The sequence below is a fragment of the Parabacteroides sp. ASF519 genome (assembly GCF_000364265.2).
Classification (GTDB): Bacteria; Bacteroidota; Bacteroidia; order Bacteroidales; family Tannerellaceae; genus Parabacteroides; species Parabacteroides goldsteinii.
On record NZ_AQFV02000006.1, the window covers coordinates 2,561,112 to 2,582,812 of the forward strand.

Consider the following 21,701-nt stretch of genomic DNA (forward strand, 5'->3'; position numbering starts at 1 on the left):
TGTGTAACAAAATGAAAACAGTATGTATAATGTATCAGTAAAAGTAAAAAGGCGTAAGTCGATAGAGGCTGGGAAGCGGATGCCGCTCTATGTGCAGATTATTTATCGCCGTGAGGTCCGGAAGATGGCTTTGCCGTACCAGTTATCCGAAGAAGAGTGGGACGGAGGCAGGGAGGAAATCAATATCCCGGGTGAAAGCACTTCTGAACGGTCAAAAGAATTGTATGCCATTCGTGAGCAGTTTTCCCGCGATTGCCGGACAGTCCGGTCCGTAATCTATTTGAAGGAGAAAAAGGGTTCCTTTACTCCGGATGAAATAGTGGAGGCGTGTAAGGAACGTTTTGCGGTAGCCAACCTGACAAAATATGTGGAGAAACAGATCTGTGTGCTGCAAGGGGAGGGCAAGGATGAAACGGCCAGGCATTACCAGAGTACGCTGAATGCCTTTATGCATTTCCGGGGTGGCTGCGAACTCAGGCTGGACGAGATCGACGCGCCGCTTTTGAAAGAGTTTGAGACCTACCTGTTCAGTTCCGGAGTTTGTGCCAATACCGTTTCTTTCTATCTTCGCGTGCTCCGGGCTATCCGTAACCGGGCGGTAAGGGATAACCTTGTCGAAGCCATCCCGCAGCTTTTCAGTAATGTCCATACCGGTATTGAAAAGACGCGCAAACGTGCGGTTCAGGAGAATGTGATCCTGGGTCTTGTCGCTTTGCAGCTTCTGTCGCCTGCGTTGCAGCTGGCACGCGACCTGTTCCTGTTCTCTTATTATGCCCGTGGAATGGCCTTTGTGGATCTGGCTCATCTGACGCGGAAGAATATCGTGGGGGATAAGATCGTCTATATCCGGCGCAAGACCGGGCAGGAGTTGCAGATACGTCTGCTACCCGAAATGAGGAAACTGATTGCCCGTTACCAATATGTATCCGGCCCTTTCCTGTTCCCAGTCCTTACGGGTTCCCGCCCGGACTATATCGGTTATCAGAGTGCGCTGCGTGTTCAGAACAAGCGTTTGAAGAAACTGGGAAAGCTGGTCGGGGCCGACCTTTCGACTTATATTGCCCGTCATACCTGGGCCAGCGTTGCCGCACAGAAAGGGATACCGGAAGAACTTATCTCACAGGGTATGGGACATGAGTCTGTTAAAACGACCCGTATCTATATGGCGCTCCTGGATACCTCGCGGGTGGATCGTGCCAATGAAATCGTGATACATAAGAGGGCTTGTAAATCAAAGCCTGTTTATAAAGTCGTATTGTGAGGTGTGTTCTGTCTCTTAGGAAGAGACGGTCCGTCGGTGACAGTCAGTGTTAAAACTTTGCAAATGTACTAACTCTTTTTTATACTTGCACCATTTAGTACGGTGTTTTTCCATATGACTAGCCTTAATATTCATGTATTTACTGAATATTGTTACATCTTTTAAGAAAGAAGGCCTGTTGTTCATGCCTCTCTCCGGTTTTTCTATGTCTGTCTTTTTGCTTCTTTTTTGTTTGTTATCTATTGATTATCTGTTGTTTACTGTTTGTTTTCCTGTTGTGTCTCTCTTTTCCGGCAGGGATGCTAAATGATAAAACTTGAAAAACAAGCACTTTTCTACTTTTCCTTTTTTTCATCTTCCCGTTTTGTTTTCCGGATGTTGTCCCTGAGTGTTCTGCTCTTGCAGTATGGCACCATAAAACAGTTTGAAATCCCTGATTCTTGTGCCTTTTGTGTATCCCTGTTCCGTCTCTTCCTAAGAGACAGAATCCCTCTGACGGTTACCAAATCTAGTATTAATATAATGTATAGGGTTCTTTACTTATCGCTGCTGTATACCGGTTGTTTGTTGCTAACGACAAATATGTATGGACAACAAACCGCACTGAAAACGAATCTCCTGTTCTGGGCGACCACCACTCCGAATACCGGTGTGGAGTTCGGGATGGGACGTCAATTCACCATGGATATCTGGGGTGCCTATAACGCCTGGAAGTATCCGGATGATATGCGTCTGAATCTGTACCTGATACAGCCGGAAGTCCGTTTCTGGCCGTGCCGCAAGTTTGAAGGGCATTTCTTCGGGTTACACGGTCATTACGGTCATTTCAATGTCGGCATGATTCCGTTTATCTCCGGCCTGAAAGACCATGTGTTGAGAGGTGACCTTTACGGCGGCGGCGTAACCTATGGCTACCACTGGGCGGTCGGCAACCGCTGGGGATTGGAGGCGATGATCGGCGGCGGTTATGTTTCGATGAAATATACCAAATATAAATGTGCCGAATGCGCGGAGGCATCCGGTTCTTACAGCCGTAGCTATTTCGGCCCGACGCGTATCGGTTTTTCAGTCATCTATTTTCTACGCTAAAATAACTTGTCCGATGAAACATACCTTCTTCTATAATATATATGTATGGGCCGTTTGCCTGGTGCTTTTTGCGTTGCCTGCCGGCGCGCAGCATATCCGTGTCGTGCCGCAGCAGGTCTCTGTGCGTAACGACAGCCTGCAACTTCAGCTCGATATGGACCTGGAGGCAGTGAATGTGTCCGCAAGCACAGCCGTTATTTTTACCCCTCAATTGCTTGGACCGTCCAAACAACTTCTTTCTTTGCCCCCTGTCATTATCAGCGGCCGTATCCGTGAGCGTCAGGACCGTCGCGAACGGTATCTGTCTGCCAGCAAAGAATCTTCCGTCCCTTATATGCGCATCCGCGATACCCGGCATACGGGATCAAAGAAAATAACTTACCGGATGTCCGTCCCTTACACCTCGTGGATGCAGCAGGCTTCTTTATTACTCTGCCAGGAGGTGAAAGATTGCTGTGACCTCCAACTGCTGGGAGTGGATACGCTGGTGGGTAAACTCAGCTTAAACCATGTGCCGCAACCGATTGGTGAGGCTCCCGTTCCCGTGCCTGATACGGGATCGCAGAAGAAGCGTCCTCTTTCCCGGGCGAATATGACAAAAAATACGAAGGATCGGGCCGTTGCCCCTGCGATCCCGCATCGGGTGCGGGAACAGTCCGTCGATGTGACCGCTTACGAGTCGATGGTATCCTATCTGCATCCTGAAACCGGTCGGTCCGGCAAACGCCATACCGAGAGTGCCGTGCTCTATTTCGATTACCCGATCGGCAAGGACGATATTTATCCTGATTATAAAAACAACCGTGAAGAGATCGATAAGATCGACCGTATCATGGTGCCTTTGCAGGATAACCGCTTTACCTCAGTGGAGCGTATCCGTATCTGCGGCTATTCTTCCCCCGACGGTCCTTACGGCGACAATGAACGGCTGGCAAAAGCGCGTTCGGGGCTTTTTGCCTATTACCTGCGGAATGCATACGGCATTCCCCGCAACCTGGTGGAAGTTTCTTCGGTGGCAGAGGACTGGGAAGGACTGTCCGATCTTATGAGGCAGGAAAAACCTTCGTGGCAGGATGCCGTGCTCCGGGTGATCCGCCGTTACGGCATTTTCAACGGGCGTGAAAAGCAATTGATGGATTTAGAGGGCGGGACGCCCTACAGGGAGATGATGCGCCGTTACTTTCCGAAACTGCGGCGTATAGAGGTTGTCGTTCAATACGATGTCCGCAAAGTGGAGGGCGACGAAGCGGCAAAACTGATCTATACGCATCCCGACCTGCTGAGCCTGGAGGAGATATATGCCGTGGCACGCTATTACCGTCCCGGGACGGAACAATACCGTGAAGTCTACGAGATAGCCGCCTTTCATTTTCCGGATGATGTGGTGGCGAATGTGAATGCGGCCTCGGCTGTTATGCTGACGGGCGACCTTACATCGGCCTGGGATTATCTGCGCAAGGTGGAGGCGGACCCGCGTGCCTGGAACAACCTGGGCGTGCTGACGCTGATGGAAGGCGACCCGTCCGGTGCGGCGGTGTGGTTCCGTAAGGCGGTGGGTGTGGAACCCCGCAAGGCGCGGAAGAATCTGGAGATAGCTGAAAGTTATTTGGAAAGCGATGAATAGGAAACGGTCCCGGACATATTTCAAGCATTTGATTTTTATGATACTGACAGTACTGCAATCAAGCTGCACTTTCGGAGATGAACCCGGCGTTTGTCCCTACAATACCCGCCTGGACTATTGGTATGCAGGCAGCGGTAGCGAGAACCAGCTACCGGTCTACGTCGACAACCTCCGGCAGTACCTGTTCGACAGCGAGGGTGAACTGCTGGGCGTCGAACCCCTCCGTGGCGACAGTATCCGCGGCTGGCAGGGCAACCTGGCGGCGGGTGAATATACGGTCGTCCTCTGGGGCAACCTGGCGGACGACGGCAGTGACGGCCTGGCTATAGAGCCGGAATCCGGACAGAGGCTGGCCGATATGGAGCTGAGCGCCGTCACATCCGGTGCCCCTCCGGGATACCGGACGAACACCGGTCGGCTGTATTACGGTAACCTGACGTTTCGCGTGGAGGAAGGCCGGAGCTTCCGGCGCCGTGTTTACCTCTCGCATGCCCATGCCTCGCTGCATGTCACGGTGCAATGGATGGCGGATGCGCCGGCGGAAGGCGGTACCTACCGGATGCGGATGAAGGGGATCGCCTCGGAATACGGCTTTGTGAAAGGCTGGGAGAGTGAGGAACAGCCGGGGGGCGGTTCGTATGCGGTTCCATACATCGGCACCTCACGTACCAATCACGAGACACGTGCCTCGATGAATTACGACGGCGAAGTGACGGGCGAGTTCGTCACTTTCCGCTATACCTCAGGCACGCACCAGTTATGGAGCCTGTGGCGTAACGACGAACGTATCGTCGGCGATCTGGACCTGTACCGCTTTTTTGCCAAAAAACCGATGGATATGGACCGGAACATCGAGCAGGAGTTCGAAATCCTGGTCACGGTCTATGCCGATAAGATCATCGTCACGGAAGTTACGGAATCGGATTGGGACGAAGGCGGTGCGATCGGCTAACAGATAATTAATCCGGTACGGGAGCGTAGCGGATAGATATAAGCGTTCTTTGACATGGTGTAATTAATGGGAATTTTTAGGTAAGACTTGAAATATATTCTTTCATGGTTTGTGAAGAATATATATTTCCTTATATTTGCGCATTATCAATCAAAACAATTTAGTCTATGAAAAAAGAAAAATGTGTAAAAGCGGAAATCAATGCTGATGGCAGACAAGTTTCAATCTTATCATTAGGAAGAAATAATGATTACATTTCTTTGACGGATATTGCCCGTTATAAAAGTGATGATCCCAACGATGTAATAAAAAACTGGATGAGAGGAAAAGATGTTATCCAGTTTCTTGGCCTTTGGGAGAAATTGAATAATCCGGATTTTAAACCCGTCGAATTTGACGGGTTTAAAATGGAAGCAGGAACAAATGCTTTTACTCTTTCTCCCCAAAAATGGATTACAGCAACAAATGCAATCGGTATTATTTCAAAGGCAGGTCGTTATGGAGGGACTTTTGCCCATACTGATATTGCTTTTGAATTTGCATCCTGGATTTCAGCCGAATTTAAGTTGTATATTATTAAAGATTATCAGCGGCTGAAAAATGACGAAAATAGTAACTCCTCTTTAGGATGGAACTTAAATCGTGAACTGGTAAAAATTAATTACCGTATACATACCGATGCGATAAAGGAAAATCTTATTCCGGAATCTATGGCTAACAAATTACAGGGTATTGTTTATGCCAATGAAGCAGATATATTAAATGTGTCTCTTTTTGGAAAGACAGCCAGACAATGGAGAGATGAAAATCCCGGATTGACAGGTAATATCAGGGATTACGCTACATATCATCAATTGATCGTTCTTATAAATCTGGAGAGTATGAATGCTGAACTGATCAAGATGGGACTATCTCAAAATGAACGAGTATTGCGATTAAATAAAATGGCAATAGAACAAATGTCTTTATTGCTTCGTGATATATCTATAGAGCCAATCAAAGGGCTGAATAAGTAACCTTTCTTTTCCTATTAATTACATCCGTGTTTGAAAATGCACGGATGTACAATCGTTACATAATACTGGGTCCGGTATCATGCTGCTTTTTGTGCATCCATATGATTTTGAATTGAAAGAGATTTTTAAACATATAGTATTCACTTTAAAAGAGTAGTTATGAAAAAGACGTATTTAATGTTGCTTCTGGCCCTGTCCGGCCTGGGAAGCGGTTGTACAAACGATGACGGCACGACGGAGAGTCCGTCCGGTGCCGGCGGTGAGATCCAGCTGGTGTTCAGCGGGAGCGGTGAGAGCGAGGAATATACGAAGGCCATCGCTTCCAACAGTGAGAATGAGATAAAGAACCTGAAGGTTTATCTTTTTGCCTCGTCGTCGGCAGAAGCGGGTGATGACGAGTATTATTACATGGAAACCTGGTCGAAGACGGATGCAACCCCTACCGGAAACCAGTTCCTCCTTCAATCGTCGGGTTCTTCGTATAAGGCCTCGATCAAACCCGGAGAGTTGAAAGGCCTTCCGTATCTGACATTGGTCTGTGTGGCGAACCAGGACGACCTGTTTAAAGGTGACGGCAATGCTTTTGGCGGCCTGACCGCCGTAACGGTCGATGCCAACGGTGCGCCCCAGAATGCCGCTGCGGCAACCGACCTGGCCGATTTCAAAGCCGCCTATACGGCCAGTCTGGCAGCGGACGGTATCATCAAAACTCCCCTGGTCATGACGGGAATGGAGAAAACGAAGATCAGCGGGAGCGTCTCTAAAGTCGCCATTACGCTGAAACGTGTCGTTGCCCGTTTCGACATCGACAATACGACGGCGACCTCCCGTTTGACCATCACGCATATCGCTTTGGGACAGGGCCGTCCGAACGCCTCCCTGTTTGGTGCGGCACTGGCGGAGGTAACGCCTCCTGCGGGTGTGATGACCTATGCCGACGTCGAATACAAAGGAGAGAACGCCAACCAGGGAACCCTTGAAAGTGCCCTTTACGTTTATCCGAACCTGGCCACGGATAAGAGCTTTTTGATCATTAAGGGTACCTACAGCAGCCCGTCTACAGGCCAGCCGATAGATGTGACCTATAACATCCCTATCGTCAAAACCCCTGAAGACGCCACCCCTACAGAGCCTGCCAATTACATCGCCATCAACGCCAACAGTCGTTACAAGCTGCACATCACGGACGTGACCGAATCAAACATCTTCTCCACCTTCGAAGTGGAAGACTGGACTTCGGGCGGTGGTGTGATAGTCAAACCGGGTAACGATGCACCTGTATTCGATGCAGCCACCGGATTTACCGCTGCCGACGGAGGCAATATCGCGGATATCCCGGTCGCAGTAACCTATGCCGGGGGAGCAACTTCCACCACTGAATTTAAGGTAGTGGATGGAAAATCCTTTAAGACAACCCTCGCTGCCACCGGTAAAATCCGTGCAGAGAAAGCCCCGGCAACCAAAGCCGATGTGGCACCCGATGCCTGGCTGACCTTCGATGCCCCGACTTACGAAGAGAAGGACGGCATATGGTATACGACATTCGTATTCAAATCTACCGACGCAACGGGAAAACAACCTGTAAACGTTACTTTCATCAACGACGCCGCCTCTTACGATCCCGACCTGTGGACCACGCTGACATTCTACGGCCCGCTGGCCGCCCCGTCCCTGAAAGAGGTGGCAAACGGACACAGTACCGGAAACGCGGTGGATATCGCAGCGTCTACCGCCACGATGTATAAGCTCAATAACAGCCTTATCAAAGTGGAAGCCATGTGTATCGAAGGGGTAACGGTGGAAGTCCCTGCCGGATTCAGCGCGGAGGCCGGTGAAACGAATGGTTATACGACTGTTTATACGGTAAAGATCAATAAAGTATCAGAACTGGTAGGTAACGAACAGAAAATCACGTTCAAGAACAAGGAAGCGGGTGACGTTAAAACCGAATTGACCGTAACCCTGGCCGAACCGGGCATGACCATGGAAGAAGGAACCGATACGAACAATGCCGCTGATGTGACCGGCAATACGATCAAGGTCGACCTGGACGTTCTGGCCACCGGAAACTTCACCTTCAAGGTAAATGCCCCGCAAGGCCTTACAGCGGGAAGCCTGGAGTGTCCGTGGCTGACAATCACCGAAAGCCATGCCTGGGCGGATACCGACGGTAACCGTTATGCCGAATATACGGTTGCAGCCAAAGGCGGCACTCCAGCCAACTTCGATGACTTCGACATCCTCTTTACCAATGCCCTGGCGGGAGCAGCCAACCTGACCGTCACGCTGAACAAGGCCGCCAGCAAACCCAAACTGGAAGCCGCCACAGCAGGAACAGCCAGCGACTTCAACGGAACGGTCTCATTCCCTGACGCAAGCACAGCAACAGTCGACATGTATAAAGCTAACGGCAGTAAGGTGTATGTAAAAATGACCTGTGATGAAGCAGCCGCCTTTGCCAGTGTCACCGGTCTGAGTATGACTAAAGAATCTGACGATAATTACGAGGTCAAAGTAACGGATGCCACCCAGTTTACAGCCGGAGCCACAACGGTTATCACCGCTAAAAACAGCAGTGATGAAACCCGTACGGCAACACTGACTATAACCTGGTTGGATCCGGCGATAACATTTGAGAAAACGTTGGATACAGCCAGTGCAGGAACGATAGTGGGTGATGATATTAATGTAAATGGGACAACCTTTAAAGATTCATACGGAACAATCAAAGTAAAAATCAAAGGTTATAAAGGTTCCGTTATTGCTGTCTCGGATGTCAGCAGTGCTTGGGTCGGCATTGCGAATCCTCCTTCTGTTATAGCGGAAGATGGTACGGCAGAAATTACGATTTCTGCAGCAACGGCTGTAAATGCAGATGCTACAAATGATATAACAATCACTGTAACGAATGCGATTACCGGCGGAGGTGATAAAACGATTACGTTGAAGAAACAATAAACTGTAAATAACAAAAAAAAGAATCATGAACATAAAATATAAACTATCCAGCATCGCCGCCAGCTTCCTGCTGGCCGCCTGCACCAGTGAAAACACACTGGAACCCCCGACGCCTCCCGACGAAGGCACGGCATCGGCAAACAACACCCGTGAAGTCCTGTTATCCCTTAAAAACAAACTGAAAGTCAGCCCTGTCGGAACGAAAGCCGGCGATGTGATCGCCACGGTGGAGGAAAACCATATCTACAGTCTCGACGTCTACGTTTTCGGTTCCAAGACGGAGGGAGGCGACTACACCTTCCTGCAACAGTTTTATTACCGTGAAGACGCCCGCCAGATTGTCGACGGCGAATACGCCACCAGCTTCACCCTGAATACGGGAGCCGACAACTCGACCGCCCTGCTGAAAATGCAGAAAGGTCTTTTCGTCAAAGTCTACTGTATTGCCAACAGCACCAAACTGATCGATGCTGCCGGTGCAGAGTTCGCCGGCTTCCAGCCATTGGTACAGACGAAACCCGGCCAGCCGGATAACGTTGTCACTCCCGGTGTGCCTACCGAGACAGCCTTCAAGGCGCTCCATACCGCAGTCCTGAAAGCCGACGAGCCGACCGATATCCTGAAAACCCCGCTGCCTATGACCGGCGCCTACACCACGCCGCTCGACCTGACCGATTTCTCCGTCTCCGCCCGTACGCAACTGGGCTTCAAGCTGACCCGTATGGTCGCCCGTTTCGATGTGGAGAACGATGCGTCGAAATCGATGTTCACCATCGAATCGGTGAGTATGGGCAACGGACGTACCGGCGCCACCTATTTTCCGGTGAAGGTCCTGGGAACCGAGCCGGCTGCCGACGGTGACCTGATCACCTATCCGGTCCGCGACTATGTAGCCGACCAGACAACCGCGAGTCCCAAAGGAACAGGTGTTTTCTATTCCTATCCGAGTCCGGTGGGCGACGGCGGTTACCTGATCTTGAGCGGTACTTATGCCGCCAACAAGACCGACAATATCCCGGTCACCTACAGGGTCCCCTTCAAACCCGCAGGCAACGAGACGGGTAACTATATCGAAGTGGCGCATAACCACCGTTACATGGTCAAGATCACCGATGCCGACGAATACCATCTGGACTTCACGCTGAATGTGGCTGACTGGGCGGACGAGGGCACAGTCGACAATTACAAGCCGGATAACGACTTTTCCAAAGATGCGTTGGCCCTGGCCGATGTAGGTAATAGCCCGGAAGTGAAACTGCTCGCAGACGGCAGGGTGATGATGACTACCGAAGCTGCGAAAACACTGGCCTTTACCATCGCATCGAACAATGTGAAGGTGGAGGGCATCACCGAAAAACTGGATTATGCCGGTGGTGACGAATGGCTGGTCGTAGATGGTGAGAGGACGAACACGACGAAAGCCTCCATGCTTACCACATTTACGTATAAGACGGCGGACGGTATCGGCAGCATGAGCAATTTCCGCCCGGTAACCATCCAGCTTACCAATGTAGCCAGCGGCAAGACATTGGATGTAATCGTTGTACCGAAAGACCAGACAGGTCCGGAGATCAGCCTGGTGGAAGAAGAAAGTAACGACAATACCTACAATGCGGCCACCCGGACGGTGACGCTCCTGAATGAAGACGGGCAGGCCATCCAGCTGAAAGCGACTGCCGTTGCCATACCGGGCGAATCGCCCGAGACCGGAAGCAGTACTGTTTCGGCGGACAACTGGATTCAGGTATCTCCCGCCAGCTCTGCGGAAGCCGAAGGTGTCTATACGATAACGTTGCCGACGGCAAAGGATAATGCGACGTACACGACTACGCTGACGTTTACCTCTACGGCAACAGGTGCGAAAACAACAGTGAATGTGAAACTAAAAGAAGCCTCCCCATCCATCTGATGAATAAGCGCGATTTAGTAGTATCCCTATCCGAACGCCTCTCCCTGACCCAATCCCAATCCGTTGAGATTGTGAACGCCTGGGAGGGCGTTCTCACGGACGCATTGCAGTCCGGTGAACGGCTCACGCTGCAAGGCTTCGGTACTTTTTTTGCCTGGAGCCAGACCGAGCGGACAGGACGCAATCCCCGAACGGGTGAGACCTGCCGCATCGAGGCGCGTGTCAGTGTGAAGTTCAAGCCCGGCAAATTCCTGCTGGCCGCATTGAACGAGAAAAAGAATGATTGTCAATCAACAAATGAAAATAAAGATGAGACTATTTAATAAGTTATATGGAATCAGCCTGTTTACCCTGCTTCTCTCTGTGGCGTCCTGCACCAGCGAGACGGAGGAACAGCACCGGACGTCTGCCCCGGACCCCTCCGGAAGCGAGGCCCGCCGTGAAGTGATACTAACGCTTAAAAACAAATTGTCGGTCGTAAAGACCAAGGCCGGTGATGCGATCGCCACAACCGATGAGAACAAAATCTCGTCGCTCGACATCTACGTCTTCGGCAGTACGACCGAGAATGGAACCTACACCTATCAGGAACGTTTCAGCTATCGTGAAAGCAGTGCGGAGATGCCGTCGGGCAATGATGTGACGCCTCTCGATCTGACGGCAGTCGGTAGCGACGGCAAACAGACGAATGCCCTTTTATCCCTGAAAAAAGGCTTGTTTGTCAAAATCTACTGCATCGCCAACCAAAGCAAGTTGATCGATCCGGCCACTGATACCGTGTTTAATGGCTTTATTCCGCTCGTGCAATCGAATCCGGGACAACCGGGTAACACTGTCACGGAAGGAACTCCGACCGAGTCCGATTTCCTGCTCTTCAAAAGTATCCAACTCGACCCCGCATCGGCAACCGATATCCTGAAAACCCCGCTGCCCATGACCGGGGCCTATGCTACGCCGCTCGACCTGACCGATTTCTCAGTCTCGGCACGTTTGCAACTGGGTTTCCGCCTGACCCGTTCGGTGGCTCGTTTCGATATCGTGAATGATGCTGCCACCTCTAAGTTCACGATCCAATCGGTCAGCATGGCGAATGGCCGTCGGGGAGTAAGTTTCTTTCCTTTAAAAGTTACGGGTACTTTGCCGACAGCCGCTAGCGGCGATCTGATCACCTATCCCGCCCGCCCGTTCGATGGAGAGAAAGCAAATGCAGGTAACTGCCTTGGCGCTTTCTATACCTGGCCCAGTCCAATGGGAGATGGCGGTTACCTGATCTTATCGGGGACTTATGCCACTAACCAGACCGAAAATGTCCCTGTCACCTATAAAGTGCCTTTCAAACCCGAAGGAGATGGCAACTATATAGAAGTATCCCAGAATCACCGCTACACGGTCAATATTACTAAAGCCGACGAATATCATCTTGACTTCACGATCAACGTGGAAGACTGGACGGACGAAGGTAATATAGATGATTATGAGCCGGGTGGGGAAGCGGGTGGAGAAGGACTCATTGTTGGAACAGCAACAGGAGTAGAATATAATAAAACACAACGTACCATAACAGTCGCTTTGGATGAGATTACTGATTTTAAAATATCCGGCAGTTCAGCCGCAGGATATTTTGTATCCAAATATTATATAGATAATGATAAAGATCATGACTGGTTAAAGATTACCGGACCTGATGGTGTGATAAATACAAAAGCCGAAAACAGTGCAAGTGAATATACAATTTCTCTAAACACAGATTATCATGGTACCGATTTTCCCCTTGCATATCTCCGTTTTACCGACAAAATATCGGCGAAAGAAAGCATTATGATGGTTCAGGCTATATCCGCTCCTAGATTTGATCGGGTTGTAAGTTCTTCAACAGGTGCATCCTATGCTGATGAGGTTATTACTTTTGATGTAAAGAAGGCCGTACAAACTTTTGATATTGAAATGGAAGTCTTTTCCGCAATTGGTTCAATGGTAGACAATCTACCTGACTGGTTAACGGTTTCACCCGCTACAATTGCAGAGACAAGTGGAAACTACAAATTTACGTTAACCTCTTTGCCGGATCCTTTTCCCAAAGCTGCGTTTGATGAAACAAAATTAGAAATGATCAATTTGTCTGACGAAAGTAAGATAACAGAAATAGCAGTAAAAATGGTTGCCAATAATCCGGAGATCATAACAGCTCAACCCACTATCGCAACTTCATCTGGAAGTTTGTCTTATTACGATGCAGCCAATAAAAAGATGTATTTGTTTAATGATAATTCCACTGTGAAATTGACTGTATTTTCTTTAGGAGGTTGTAAGGTAGTTAATGCACCAAGCTGGATGACTGTAATTCCCGGAACGACAAATAATACAATGGAGATTACATTTAAACAGGCTTCTAGTACTAGTACCGAAAATATTTCTGCAACAATAAAAATACAGAACTTACTGGATGAAACCAAAAGTATATCTCTAACAGTTTATCAGAAACTACAAGGTCTTCGTTTACAGGATTTCTACGGAAGCAATAGTTATAGCTATTTAGAAAACTCTATAACGGCTACAACTCCCAGTGTCGTTTATTTTCCTACTCAAAGAAATTATTTTGAATTTAAAGTACGCTCGCCTTTTGGCATAACGGCATCAGATAATACCAGCTGGATAAATACTCCGTCACAGACTGCGACACAAACACTTTCAAATGGAGATATATTAACGACAGTCAAAGTGACAATGTATAATTATATATCTGCCGATATGTGTAATACAAGACGTAAAACAGGAGTAATAACTCTTACTGCTGCAAAGTCTGCCCAAACAAAAAAAATGAATATAAAAACGGAACATATAACTGTAAATATTCTAGGACATGATGCTCCTCCCTCTTTATTAACAATAGACCCCGGCGATAGATCTACTTGGATGTGGATGTCACAAAATGTAGGAGTGGGAAATGCTGTTGTGAATTATTCGACATGGAAAAGTAAGTGCCCGTCAGGTTGGACATCAATGAATGCGGGTACATTAAGTAGAGCTATGTCCGGACAAACCTTTGGAGCGAATACGGGTGAACATCCTTATAAATCAACTGCAGTTAGGAATTATATGCAAGGGGCAGGTCTTCCTTATCTGGCAATTGATGGGGCAGGGAATTTTATGTATGTATCATATGGAGATAGCTATGTATTGGGTTATACAACAAATGATTTAGCTTTTCGTTGTGTGAGAACTTATAATTCTTCTACAGATAATTAATTTTTTATTCATTAAATTGTTTATTATGGCAAATTACACCAAATTCTGGAAGGTCTGGCTCCGCCTGAACCTCCTGACAAAAGATGTGGATAACGACTACACAGCCGAAGTATCCACCATGAAAAACTCGTTGCGTAACGAAGACATTGCGCAGCGGATAGTAAATGAAGGTTCGGAATACAAGTACGATACCTTGTTATCAATCATTAACCAGCATGACCGCATCATCCGTGAAGCGGTTATGGACGGTTACAGTGTATTAACGAAAACGTGCCAATACACCCCGCGTGTGCTAGGTCCATGGATCGGCTCGAGTGCTAAATTCGACCCGGAGAAACATAAGGTGACGCTCGATATCACGCTCTCTTCTGAAATGCGCGAAGCTTTGAGTCATGTCGGAGTAGAAGTTCTGACGGTGAAGGATAGCGGTGCCAATATCGGCTTAGTTATCGATACGGTCACCGGCCTCTCCAATGATACCATCACTCCCGGCGACGATATCCGTATTGAAGGCGAAAAGATCCGTGTATCCGGTGAAGCCGCAGGTGTCGGTGTCTTCTTCATCGCCAGCGACGGCACGGAGCATCCCGTCACTCGCCGCCTGACAACGAACGATCCGAAATGCCTCCTGGCCCGTGTCCCATCAGACTTGGCAGACGGTCAGTACACCTTACGTATCGTCACCCAGTTCTCCAACACAACCACCCTGTTGAAAGAGCCCCGTACCATCGAGTACGAACGCCCTCTCACCGTAGGCACGGGTGGAAGTGGCGATGGTGACCGCCCCGAAATCGAATAACCTCCCCGCGTCGCATCGAGGCGCCGCCTTACGTCTCTCCGCGACGCACCCCATCGTCTCCCCTAAACGCAACGTTACGTCTCATCGAGACGCCGCACGGCGTTTAAGGGAGACGGTAATTTTACATCTCTAATTAATCTATTACGTGATATAATATCCTATATTTATATGAGAAAAAATAAAGTTATGAATGCAGCCGTAAGAAAATTACCGATAGGCATACAAAGTTTTGAAGATATAAGGAACCAGGGTTTTTTATATGTTGATAAAACAGCCTTGATTTATAAAATGGCAACTATGGGAAAGCCTTATTTCCTGAGCCGTCCCCGCCGTTTTGGTAAAAGTCTGTTGTTGTCTACCATTGAAGCCTATTTTCAGGGGAAAAGAGAGTTGTTTAAAGGACTGGCTATCGAGAAACTGGAAACGGATTGGCTGGAATATCCTGTGTTGCATCTGGATCTGAATGCAGAAAAATATACTTCTATTGAAGCATTAACATATATACTGGAACGTCATATCAACGGATGGGAAGATACTTGGGGTAAAGATACGCGAGAGAATAGTTTGTCTGACCGTTTTATAGGTGTGATAACACGTGCTTACGAAAAGACAGGACGTCAGGTCGTTGTTTTGATAGATGAATATGATAAGCCTTTGTTACAGGTATTTAATGATGAAAAGCTGCAAACGGAATACCTAAAGACTCTGAAAGCGTTTTATGGCGTATTGAAAAGTGCGGACCGTTATTTGCGGTTTGTTTTTAATCCGTTTAGCTTATTGAATACGTTGAGTTTTAGCCGGTTTGGAAGTTACTGGTTTCAAACCGGTACACCGACATTTTTGGTGGAATTATTAAAGCAGAGCGAATACGATTTGCGGACGTTAATCGATGGTGTGGAGATGAAAGAGTCTGCTTTCTCTGAATATAGGGTAGCCGAAAATAATCCGATCCCATTGATTTATCAAAGCGGTTATCTGACGATAAAGGATTATGATGAGCGTTTCCATCTTTATACTTTGCGATTTCCCAATGATGAGGTAAAATATGGTTTTCTTGATTTCATAACTCCGTTTTACACATCCGTCGGCGATGAAGACAATGGTTTTTATATCGGTAAATTTGTTCGTGAGTTGGAAAGTGGCGATGTGGACTCTTTCCTTACACGTTTGAAAGCATTCTTTGCTGATTTTCCGTATGAGTTGAATGATAAGACTGAACGTCATTATCAAGTTGTTTTTTATCTGGTATTTAAACAGATGGGGCAGTTTTGTGATGCGGAAGTACGGAGTGCCCGGGGGTGTGCGGATGCTGTAGTTAAAACACAAGATTCTATCTATATTTTTGAATTTAAACTGAATGGTTCTGCTGAAGCGGCTTTAAAACAAATCAATGATAAAGGATACCTGATACCCTATATGGCTGATAACCGTAAACAGATAAAAGTCGGCGTTATGTTCGACGCCTCCGAACGTAATATCGGACAATGGCTTATTGAAGAATAAAAAAGGAATAGCCGTCTTATTCCCTGAATGAATAGACGGCTGAGATATTGATAATGTCCTGATGTAGCGGAAGCGCCCAGACAACTGTATTATCCGGAGTTATTTCTACCAGTAGTGGTTGCGATTTATCTTTACTATGTCCGTTCCAGTTACTTATCAGCGTGTTTCCGTTGTCATACCGGACCAGTTCGGCAACAAACAACAAAGAGATGTTCTGTAAGTCGTCGCTTCCGACTTTTCTGACAATCTGTTTGCCGGCGGGGTCTATCTCCACGAAATTATGTGCATCGCCGCAGGATACCAGCCAGTTTCCGTTTTTCAGTATCTGGATGGCGAAGGGATTGCCACCGCATTCGACTCTATTGATAATTTCCTTTTCTTTAGTCATTTCAACTACTTCCCCTTTCTCCATCAGTGGTATCAGGTAAGTGTTTTGCGGTGTCTTTATAATCTGGCGGAACTGGTCGTGCACACCTGTGATGCTGGTGTCAAACTTAATCTCTTCGACAGGATGGCCTTGCGGGTCGAGTTCGATGATGCGGGAAGGGGTGCCGCAGATTGCCAGCATGTAATGGCCGGAAGGTAGCTGGGTTGCGGTGAATAATTCTTCCCCTTTCTTTGCTTTGAAGTCCCACACCGTCTGTTGGTCACGGGTAATCATCCGGGCACCGGAAGTGTAGGCATACAGGATATTTCCTTCCCTGGTTATTTCAACATCGTTGCAGTCTTCCCCTTTGTTAAGCGGGTGACTCCATTCTATCTCTCCTGTTTTTTTGTCGAGAATTGCTACCTGTTTCCAGCCACAGCCGGAAACAAGCAACTTTTCTCTGGTATTGCTGCACGAGCAACAAGTGCTAATTACTACTACAATGCAAAACAGATATTTAAAATAGCGTTCTATCATTCTTCAGTCATTACTACACGGAATCCAACATTATATACTTTCTGATATTCACGGTACGGCAGGCGGAAAGAAGATGTCGAACGGTAAGGACGGTCGTACCAGGAACCTCCGCGTACAACCCGTTTGCCGTTTTCCGAAGACAATTCGTTTCGTCCGTCATTTTCGTTGTACGGGTAAGGCAGATAGGAAGACAAGGTCCATTCCCATACATTTCCGTGCATATCGAACAAGTCCCATGGATTGCGGACGTAACGTCCTACCGGTTCGGAGATGAAACCTCCGTCGTTGTAAGTCGTGTCGCGCGGAATCCAGTCGTCGTATTTATTGGGATTCTCTATCACCATGGCGCTTTCGTAGAATTTATAAGCGGTACAGGCGGCAAATTCTTTCAGCTTGATGTCTCCCAGGTTGGCATAGCGTGAGAAATCAGCCGACATGTCACCATACCAGAAAGGCGTATCGCTTCCGGCACGGCAAGCCCATTCCCATTGCGCTTCGGTAGGAAGCGAGAACTTCATGCCTGTCTTTTCGGATAACCATTTACAGTAATCCATCGCTTCCTGCCAGGAGATGCGTACGGCCGGCTGGTCGGGGTGGTTCATGGAATAGCCTTTGCGTCCGAACTGGTAGCCGTGGCGGTGTTCGTCGCGACTATCGTGTGCCGGGTTGTAGGCCCTGAACTGTGCGTTAGTGATTTCGAAACGCCCCATCCAGAAAGGTTTGTCTACCTGTACGATTGTTTGGGGCAATTCGTCCGGATGCCGGTCGCTACCCATGATGAAGGAACCTGCCGGGATTTTCACCAATTCCAGAGTAATACCGTTACCCAGCGGGATGCTTTTCTGGAAGTTGCCTAATGCCAATTGTTTCCATTGCGTGTTGTCCCATTGTGCGTATGATTTTTCGGTCGGGTCATAAAGAGGCCATTTAGCCAGCAGGGTATCGCCTAACGGTTTCTGTTCCTTTTCAAATCTGACGGGTTCTATATTCTGCGGGATTTCCGGTAACCATTCGGCTGTCGATTCCGGGGCACCGAACATTTCGCGGTATAGCTCACGAAGTTCATTACTCTTTTCTGCATCTTCAAACTTCGGAATGTCAGAACGGCGTCCGTGGAAAGGTGCATTGAAGTCTATCCAGCAGGCTAGCTTCTCCATAGACTCTTTATCCAGTTTAACGCCGTAATGCCCTTTCTGGAGAATCTGCATCAGTTCGGTCTGATCGGCATGTACGTCCATCGGAACCAGCATGTGCATATCGCTTTCGATACCCGGCCGACGCACGTAACGGTGCAGGTTGGCATACGAAAGTGTAAAATGTCCGCCGTTTTTCCAGGCTCTTCCCGATATGTTTGAAGTCCAGTCATTAATCCATTTGTCCCCTTTCAGGTACGGTTTTCCGGGTTTGTCCTGATTGTGGCAGGAGATACAATATTTATCCAAAACGGGTTGTACTTCGTGACGGTAGCTGAATCCTCTCTCTTTCCCGTACCATTCTTTGATGGCCTGCGGTTTTTGCAGGGATGCTTTTGTCCGCTTCGGAATGGCTATTGTTGATTTTTCTTCATGGCAACCGATACAAGAAACCGTTTCGCCCGGCATTCCGGTAAACCAGCTTCTCATAACCTGTAATGCTTTTCCCTCTGCATCCAGCGGTTGTACGAATATGGCCGTATTGGCCGGGATTGTGAACATGGCCGAGCCGTCTTCTTCGACATCCACTTCGCCCAGGATTCGCTTGATATCCCATGGGCCGTCCATACCGATGGTGCCCAGCAATCCGCCTTGACCCCACGGGCTGAAGCTGAAAGAACCGATGCGTAGTTTCTTTACTGTACCACGCGGAATACCTTTTAGTCCTTCACCTTCATAAATATCTTGCAGGAAAACAGTGGAAGTTGAAGATGCCAGGTTGATACGGTCGGGGATTACATTCGGTGATTTACGACTGTCCATTAGTACCGGTTCAAGGTAGGCAACGTTTTCCTCTTCGGCAATCAGAGTACGGTTATCGAACGTGTCGACCAGATAAAGTCCCCACAAGCTTTCCGGGTTTTCCTTCATGGAAACCAGATAGTATGTATCGTTCAATGGATACGGTTGCAGGAACTGCGGCCATATACCGTCGGGCAGGCGGTCGCGAACGACAGCTTCCACTTTTCTGCCGGCATACGGGATTTCGGCAACAACTCCGTCCGCTTCGTGGCGGCCTTTATTGGTATCGATGATCAGCATGCGTCCGCTGCGCGAAACGCTGTGATGACCGGAGGCTATGCCAACCACGGCTGATGGTCGTCCCGGTATGGGGCGGGCATTGAAGAATGAAGTCGGGAAGTAGGAGTTGGAACCATAGAAAGCCGATTGTGTGGTGCCGTCCGGATTCATGGTAAACAGCAGGCGCGAATTGGAATGGGGCAGGTCGGCATACTCCCAACGCTGGTAGAGCACAGTACCGTTGTCCATCATGACCGGTCCCCAATTGCTGTCCTGGTCGTATGTCAACTGACGGGTTTGTTTTGTTTTTGGATCATACAGGAATAATCCGCACATTTTATTTCCTCCATCTGTACAAGGCAGTCCGAGGAAGGTACCTGTCGAACAGAAGATGTATCGTCCGTCCGGTGTATAACATCCGTCGAAGCTGTCGAAATCTTTATATGTATCCGGGGTTAGTTGATGGGCTTTACCTGTGGTCAGGTCGAGTTCGAACAGATGCCAGCGGTCGGAGGTACCAATGGAAGAAAACATAAGTTTTTTCCCGTCGAAGTGTGGTTCCGGATCGGTGATGATTTTTCCGTCTTCCGGTTTGTACAGGAGAGATTGTTTTATTTTATCAGGGTTGACGGTTAATGAAACAAACTCGTTGGTCCAGCCTGCTTTCGGATTTCCAATCTCCGAATTATTCTGGAAATTGGAAGGGGCGATGCCCAGTTGCCCGCTCATGGCTGTACGGGCCTTATCGCCCAGCGTCCGGCGGATAGCTACCACCTGTTTGTCCGCCAGCAAAGGATTGGCCAGCAGGGCGGCATCCAGTTGTTTCAACAGTTTCTTTGCCTGTTTTTCCGCTTTGGGGTCCTTGGCTTTCAAACCGCTGATAAGTGTTTCCTTATCGGTTTTCAGTTCGCTGAGCGCTTTCTCCCAATCTTTATCGGGGTGGTAACTGTCAGGATATTTCTTTTTCAGGTTATCTATTGCCGATTTGTATTTTTCCGGTGAGTAATAGGTAAGCCTGTTAATCAGGCTTTGCCAGGAGTCCTGCGCCGAAAGGAGGAACGGACTACATAGTCCGGACACGATAAGTAATGCTGTTATAAGCCGTTTCATAGCGTAATTAGAATTATGTGATAAGATGAAGTTTAGTAATTACAAAAGTAAAGGCTATCCGGCTATAATCTTTGACAAAATAAGATGAATACTTTGCATAATCCGATATTGTACATTTAAATATTATTCCTACATTTACACCGGTTAACTAATAAATGTCTGATATGCTTGTCTCTTATTCTCCTTACGACCTGTCGTTACCCTTACTTTATGCTGACTATTCCCGGGTTGAAACCTGGTGGAATTATCAGGATGTCATCAGTCCGTTTTACCGGCTTTACCTGATTACGAAAGGGAAAGGAAAAGTCTATATTAATCAGAAAGGATACGAACTATTGCCTGGACAACTCTTCCTTATACCCAAGTTTGCTTTCCATAGTTATGAATGCGATGACTTTATGGAACATTATTATATCTGTTTTTTCGATGAGACGAAAGGAGGGAAAGGTATCAGCAATCCGATGAAAATGGATTTGCAGATAGAGGCTACTCCGATGGATTATTCCCTGATGGAACGTTTTTTGGCGCTGAACCCGTATAAGTCGTTGCCAACGTCCGACCCGAAGCATTATGATAACGACAGGAATATTTATACCCGGGAGGATGAGGTTTCGGTTTCGACATTCTCCAATCTGGTAGAGAGTAGCGGTATCCTGCTGCAACTGTTTTCTCGCTTTATAACGGAAGAGTGTTTGCTTTCACCGGAGGCGAACAGCTTGTATGAAAAACTGGATGTGGCTATACAATATATAAATAAGCATCTGGACAAGCGTATCTCTGTCTCGGTTCTGGCTGATTTAATGTGTATTACTCCCGACCATTTTTCCAAAGTCTTTAAACGGATTATTGGCATGCCTCCCTGCGAATATATCCAGATGAAACGAATCGAACGGGCACAGACTTTACTGCTTACTTCCCATATGTCGATTATCGAAATTGCGGAAAAAGTAGGCATCACCAACCTTTCCCAGTTTTCCCGCCTGTTCTCAAAGATGGTCCGTTGTTCCCCGAGAGAGTATCGTGTAAAACAATTCAATGAATTGAAGTCGGATAATCATTCTATATAATAAAAATATCTCCCTACTGAAACAAATGCTTCAATAAGGAGATACCTGTG

General features: G+C 48.0%; 14 protein-coding genes. 12 read left to right on the top strand and 2 right to left on the bottom strand.

What is annotated here, in order from left to right; translation table 11 throughout:
* Positions 1-22: 22 nt before the first annotated feature.
* From C825_RS09940 to C825_RS09990, 11 genes are all read left to right on the top strand, one after another.
* A complete protein-coding gene (locus tag C825_RS09940) occupies positions 23-1,261 on the top strand; it encodes a site-specific integrase (protein WP_010802366.1) in 1,239 nt (412 codons plus the stop codon).
* A gap of 522 nt (positions 1,262-1,783) precedes the next feature.
* Positions 1,784-2,350: a DUF3575 domain-containing protein gene (locus C825_RS09945; protein ID WP_044214856.1), complete on the top strand. Its 567-nt coding sequence runs from the start codon at positions 1,784-1,786 to the stop codon at positions 2,348-2,350.
* 13 nt (positions 2,351-2,363) lie between these two features.
* Positions 2,364-3,974 (top strand): DUF3868 domain-containing protein, encoded by a 1,611-nt coding sequence (locus tag C825_RS09950; RefSeq protein WP_010802368.1) that lies wholly within the window; start codon positions 2,364-2,366, stop codon positions 3,972-3,974.
* A complete protein-coding gene (locus C825_RS09955) occupies positions 3,967-4,926 on the top strand; it encodes a FimB/Mfa2 family fimbrial subunit (protein ID WP_010802369.1) in 960 nt (319 codons plus the stop codon). The genes C825_RS09950 and C825_RS09955 overlap by 8 nt, the downstream gene beginning before the upstream one ends.
* A gap of 167 nt (positions 4,927-5,093) precedes the next feature.
* The gene (locus C825_RS09960; protein WP_010802370.1) at positions 5,094-5,942 is read left to right on the top strand and encodes a KilA-N domain-containing protein; all 849 of its coding nucleotides are present in this window, start codon (positions 5,094-5,096) and stop codon (positions 5,940-5,942) included.
* A gap of 159 nt (positions 5,943-6,101) precedes the next feature.
* Positions 6,102-8,900, top strand: coding sequence for a hypothetical protein (locus C825_RS09965; protein WP_010802371.1), 2,799 nt, complete (start codon positions 6,102-6,104; stop codon positions 8,898-8,900).
* A gap of 25 nt (positions 8,901-8,925) precedes the next feature.
* Positions 8,926-10,809 (top strand): hypothetical protein, encoded by a 1,884-nt coding sequence (locus C825_RS09970; RefSeq protein ID WP_010802372.1) that lies wholly within the window; start codon positions 8,926-8,928, stop codon positions 10,807-10,809.
* Positions 10,809-11,132, top strand: a complete 324-nt coding sequence (locus C825_RS09975) for an HU family DNA-binding protein (protein ID WP_007659123.1) — start codon at positions 10,809-10,811, stop codon at positions 11,130-11,132. The genes C825_RS09970 and C825_RS09975 overlap by 1 nt, the downstream gene beginning before the upstream one ends.
* Positions 11,119-14,055 (top strand): fimbrial protein, encoded by a 2,937-nt coding sequence (locus C825_RS09980; protein WP_010802373.1) that lies wholly within the window; start codon positions 11,119-11,121, stop codon positions 14,053-14,055. Before C825_RS09975 ends, C825_RS09980 begins: the two co-directional genes overlap by 14 nt.
* Before the next feature lie 25 nt (positions 14,056-14,080).
* Entirely contained in the window at positions 14,081-14,854 is a 774-nt protein-coding gene (locus C825_RS09985; protein ID WP_007659121.1) for a DNA-binding domain-containing protein, read from the top strand.
* Positions 14,855-15,040: 186 nt separating this feature from the next.
* The gene (locus C825_RS09990; RefSeq protein ID WP_010802374.1) at positions 15,041-16,357 is read left to right on the top strand and encodes a PD-(D/E)XK nuclease domain-containing ATP-binding protein; all 1,317 of its coding nucleotides are present in this window, start codon (positions 15,041-15,043) and stop codon (positions 16,355-16,357) included.
* A gap of 16 nt (positions 16,358-16,373) precedes the next feature.
* On the opposite strand, the gene C825_RS09995 is transcribed toward C825_RS09990, so the two are convergent.
* Both C825_RS09995 and C825_RS10000 read right to left on the bottom strand, forming a co-directional pair.
* Entirely contained in the window at positions 16,374-17,261 is an 888-nt protein-coding gene (locus tag C825_RS09995; protein ID WP_010802375.1) for a beta-propeller domain-containing protein, read from the bottom strand.
* The gene (locus C825_RS10000) at positions 17,258-20,584 is read right to left on the bottom strand and encodes an SUMF1/EgtB/PvdO family nonheme iron enzyme (RefSeq protein WP_010802376.1); all 3,327 of its coding nucleotides are present in this window, start codon (positions 20,582-20,584) and stop codon (positions 17,258-17,260) included. The genes C825_RS09995 and C825_RS10000 overlap by 4 nt, the downstream gene beginning before the upstream one ends.
* A 164-nt stretch (positions 20,585-20,748) precedes the next feature.
* On the opposite strand from C825_RS10000, the gene C825_RS10005 reads away from it, so the two are divergent.
* Positions 20,749-21,651 carry an AraC family transcriptional regulator gene (locus tag C825_RS10005; protein WP_007659116.1) on the top strand — a complete coding sequence of 301 codons (903 nt, stop codon included), beginning with the start codon at positions 20,749-20,751 and terminating at the stop codon, positions 21,649-21,651.
* Positions 21,652-21,701 lie beyond the last annotated feature (50 nt).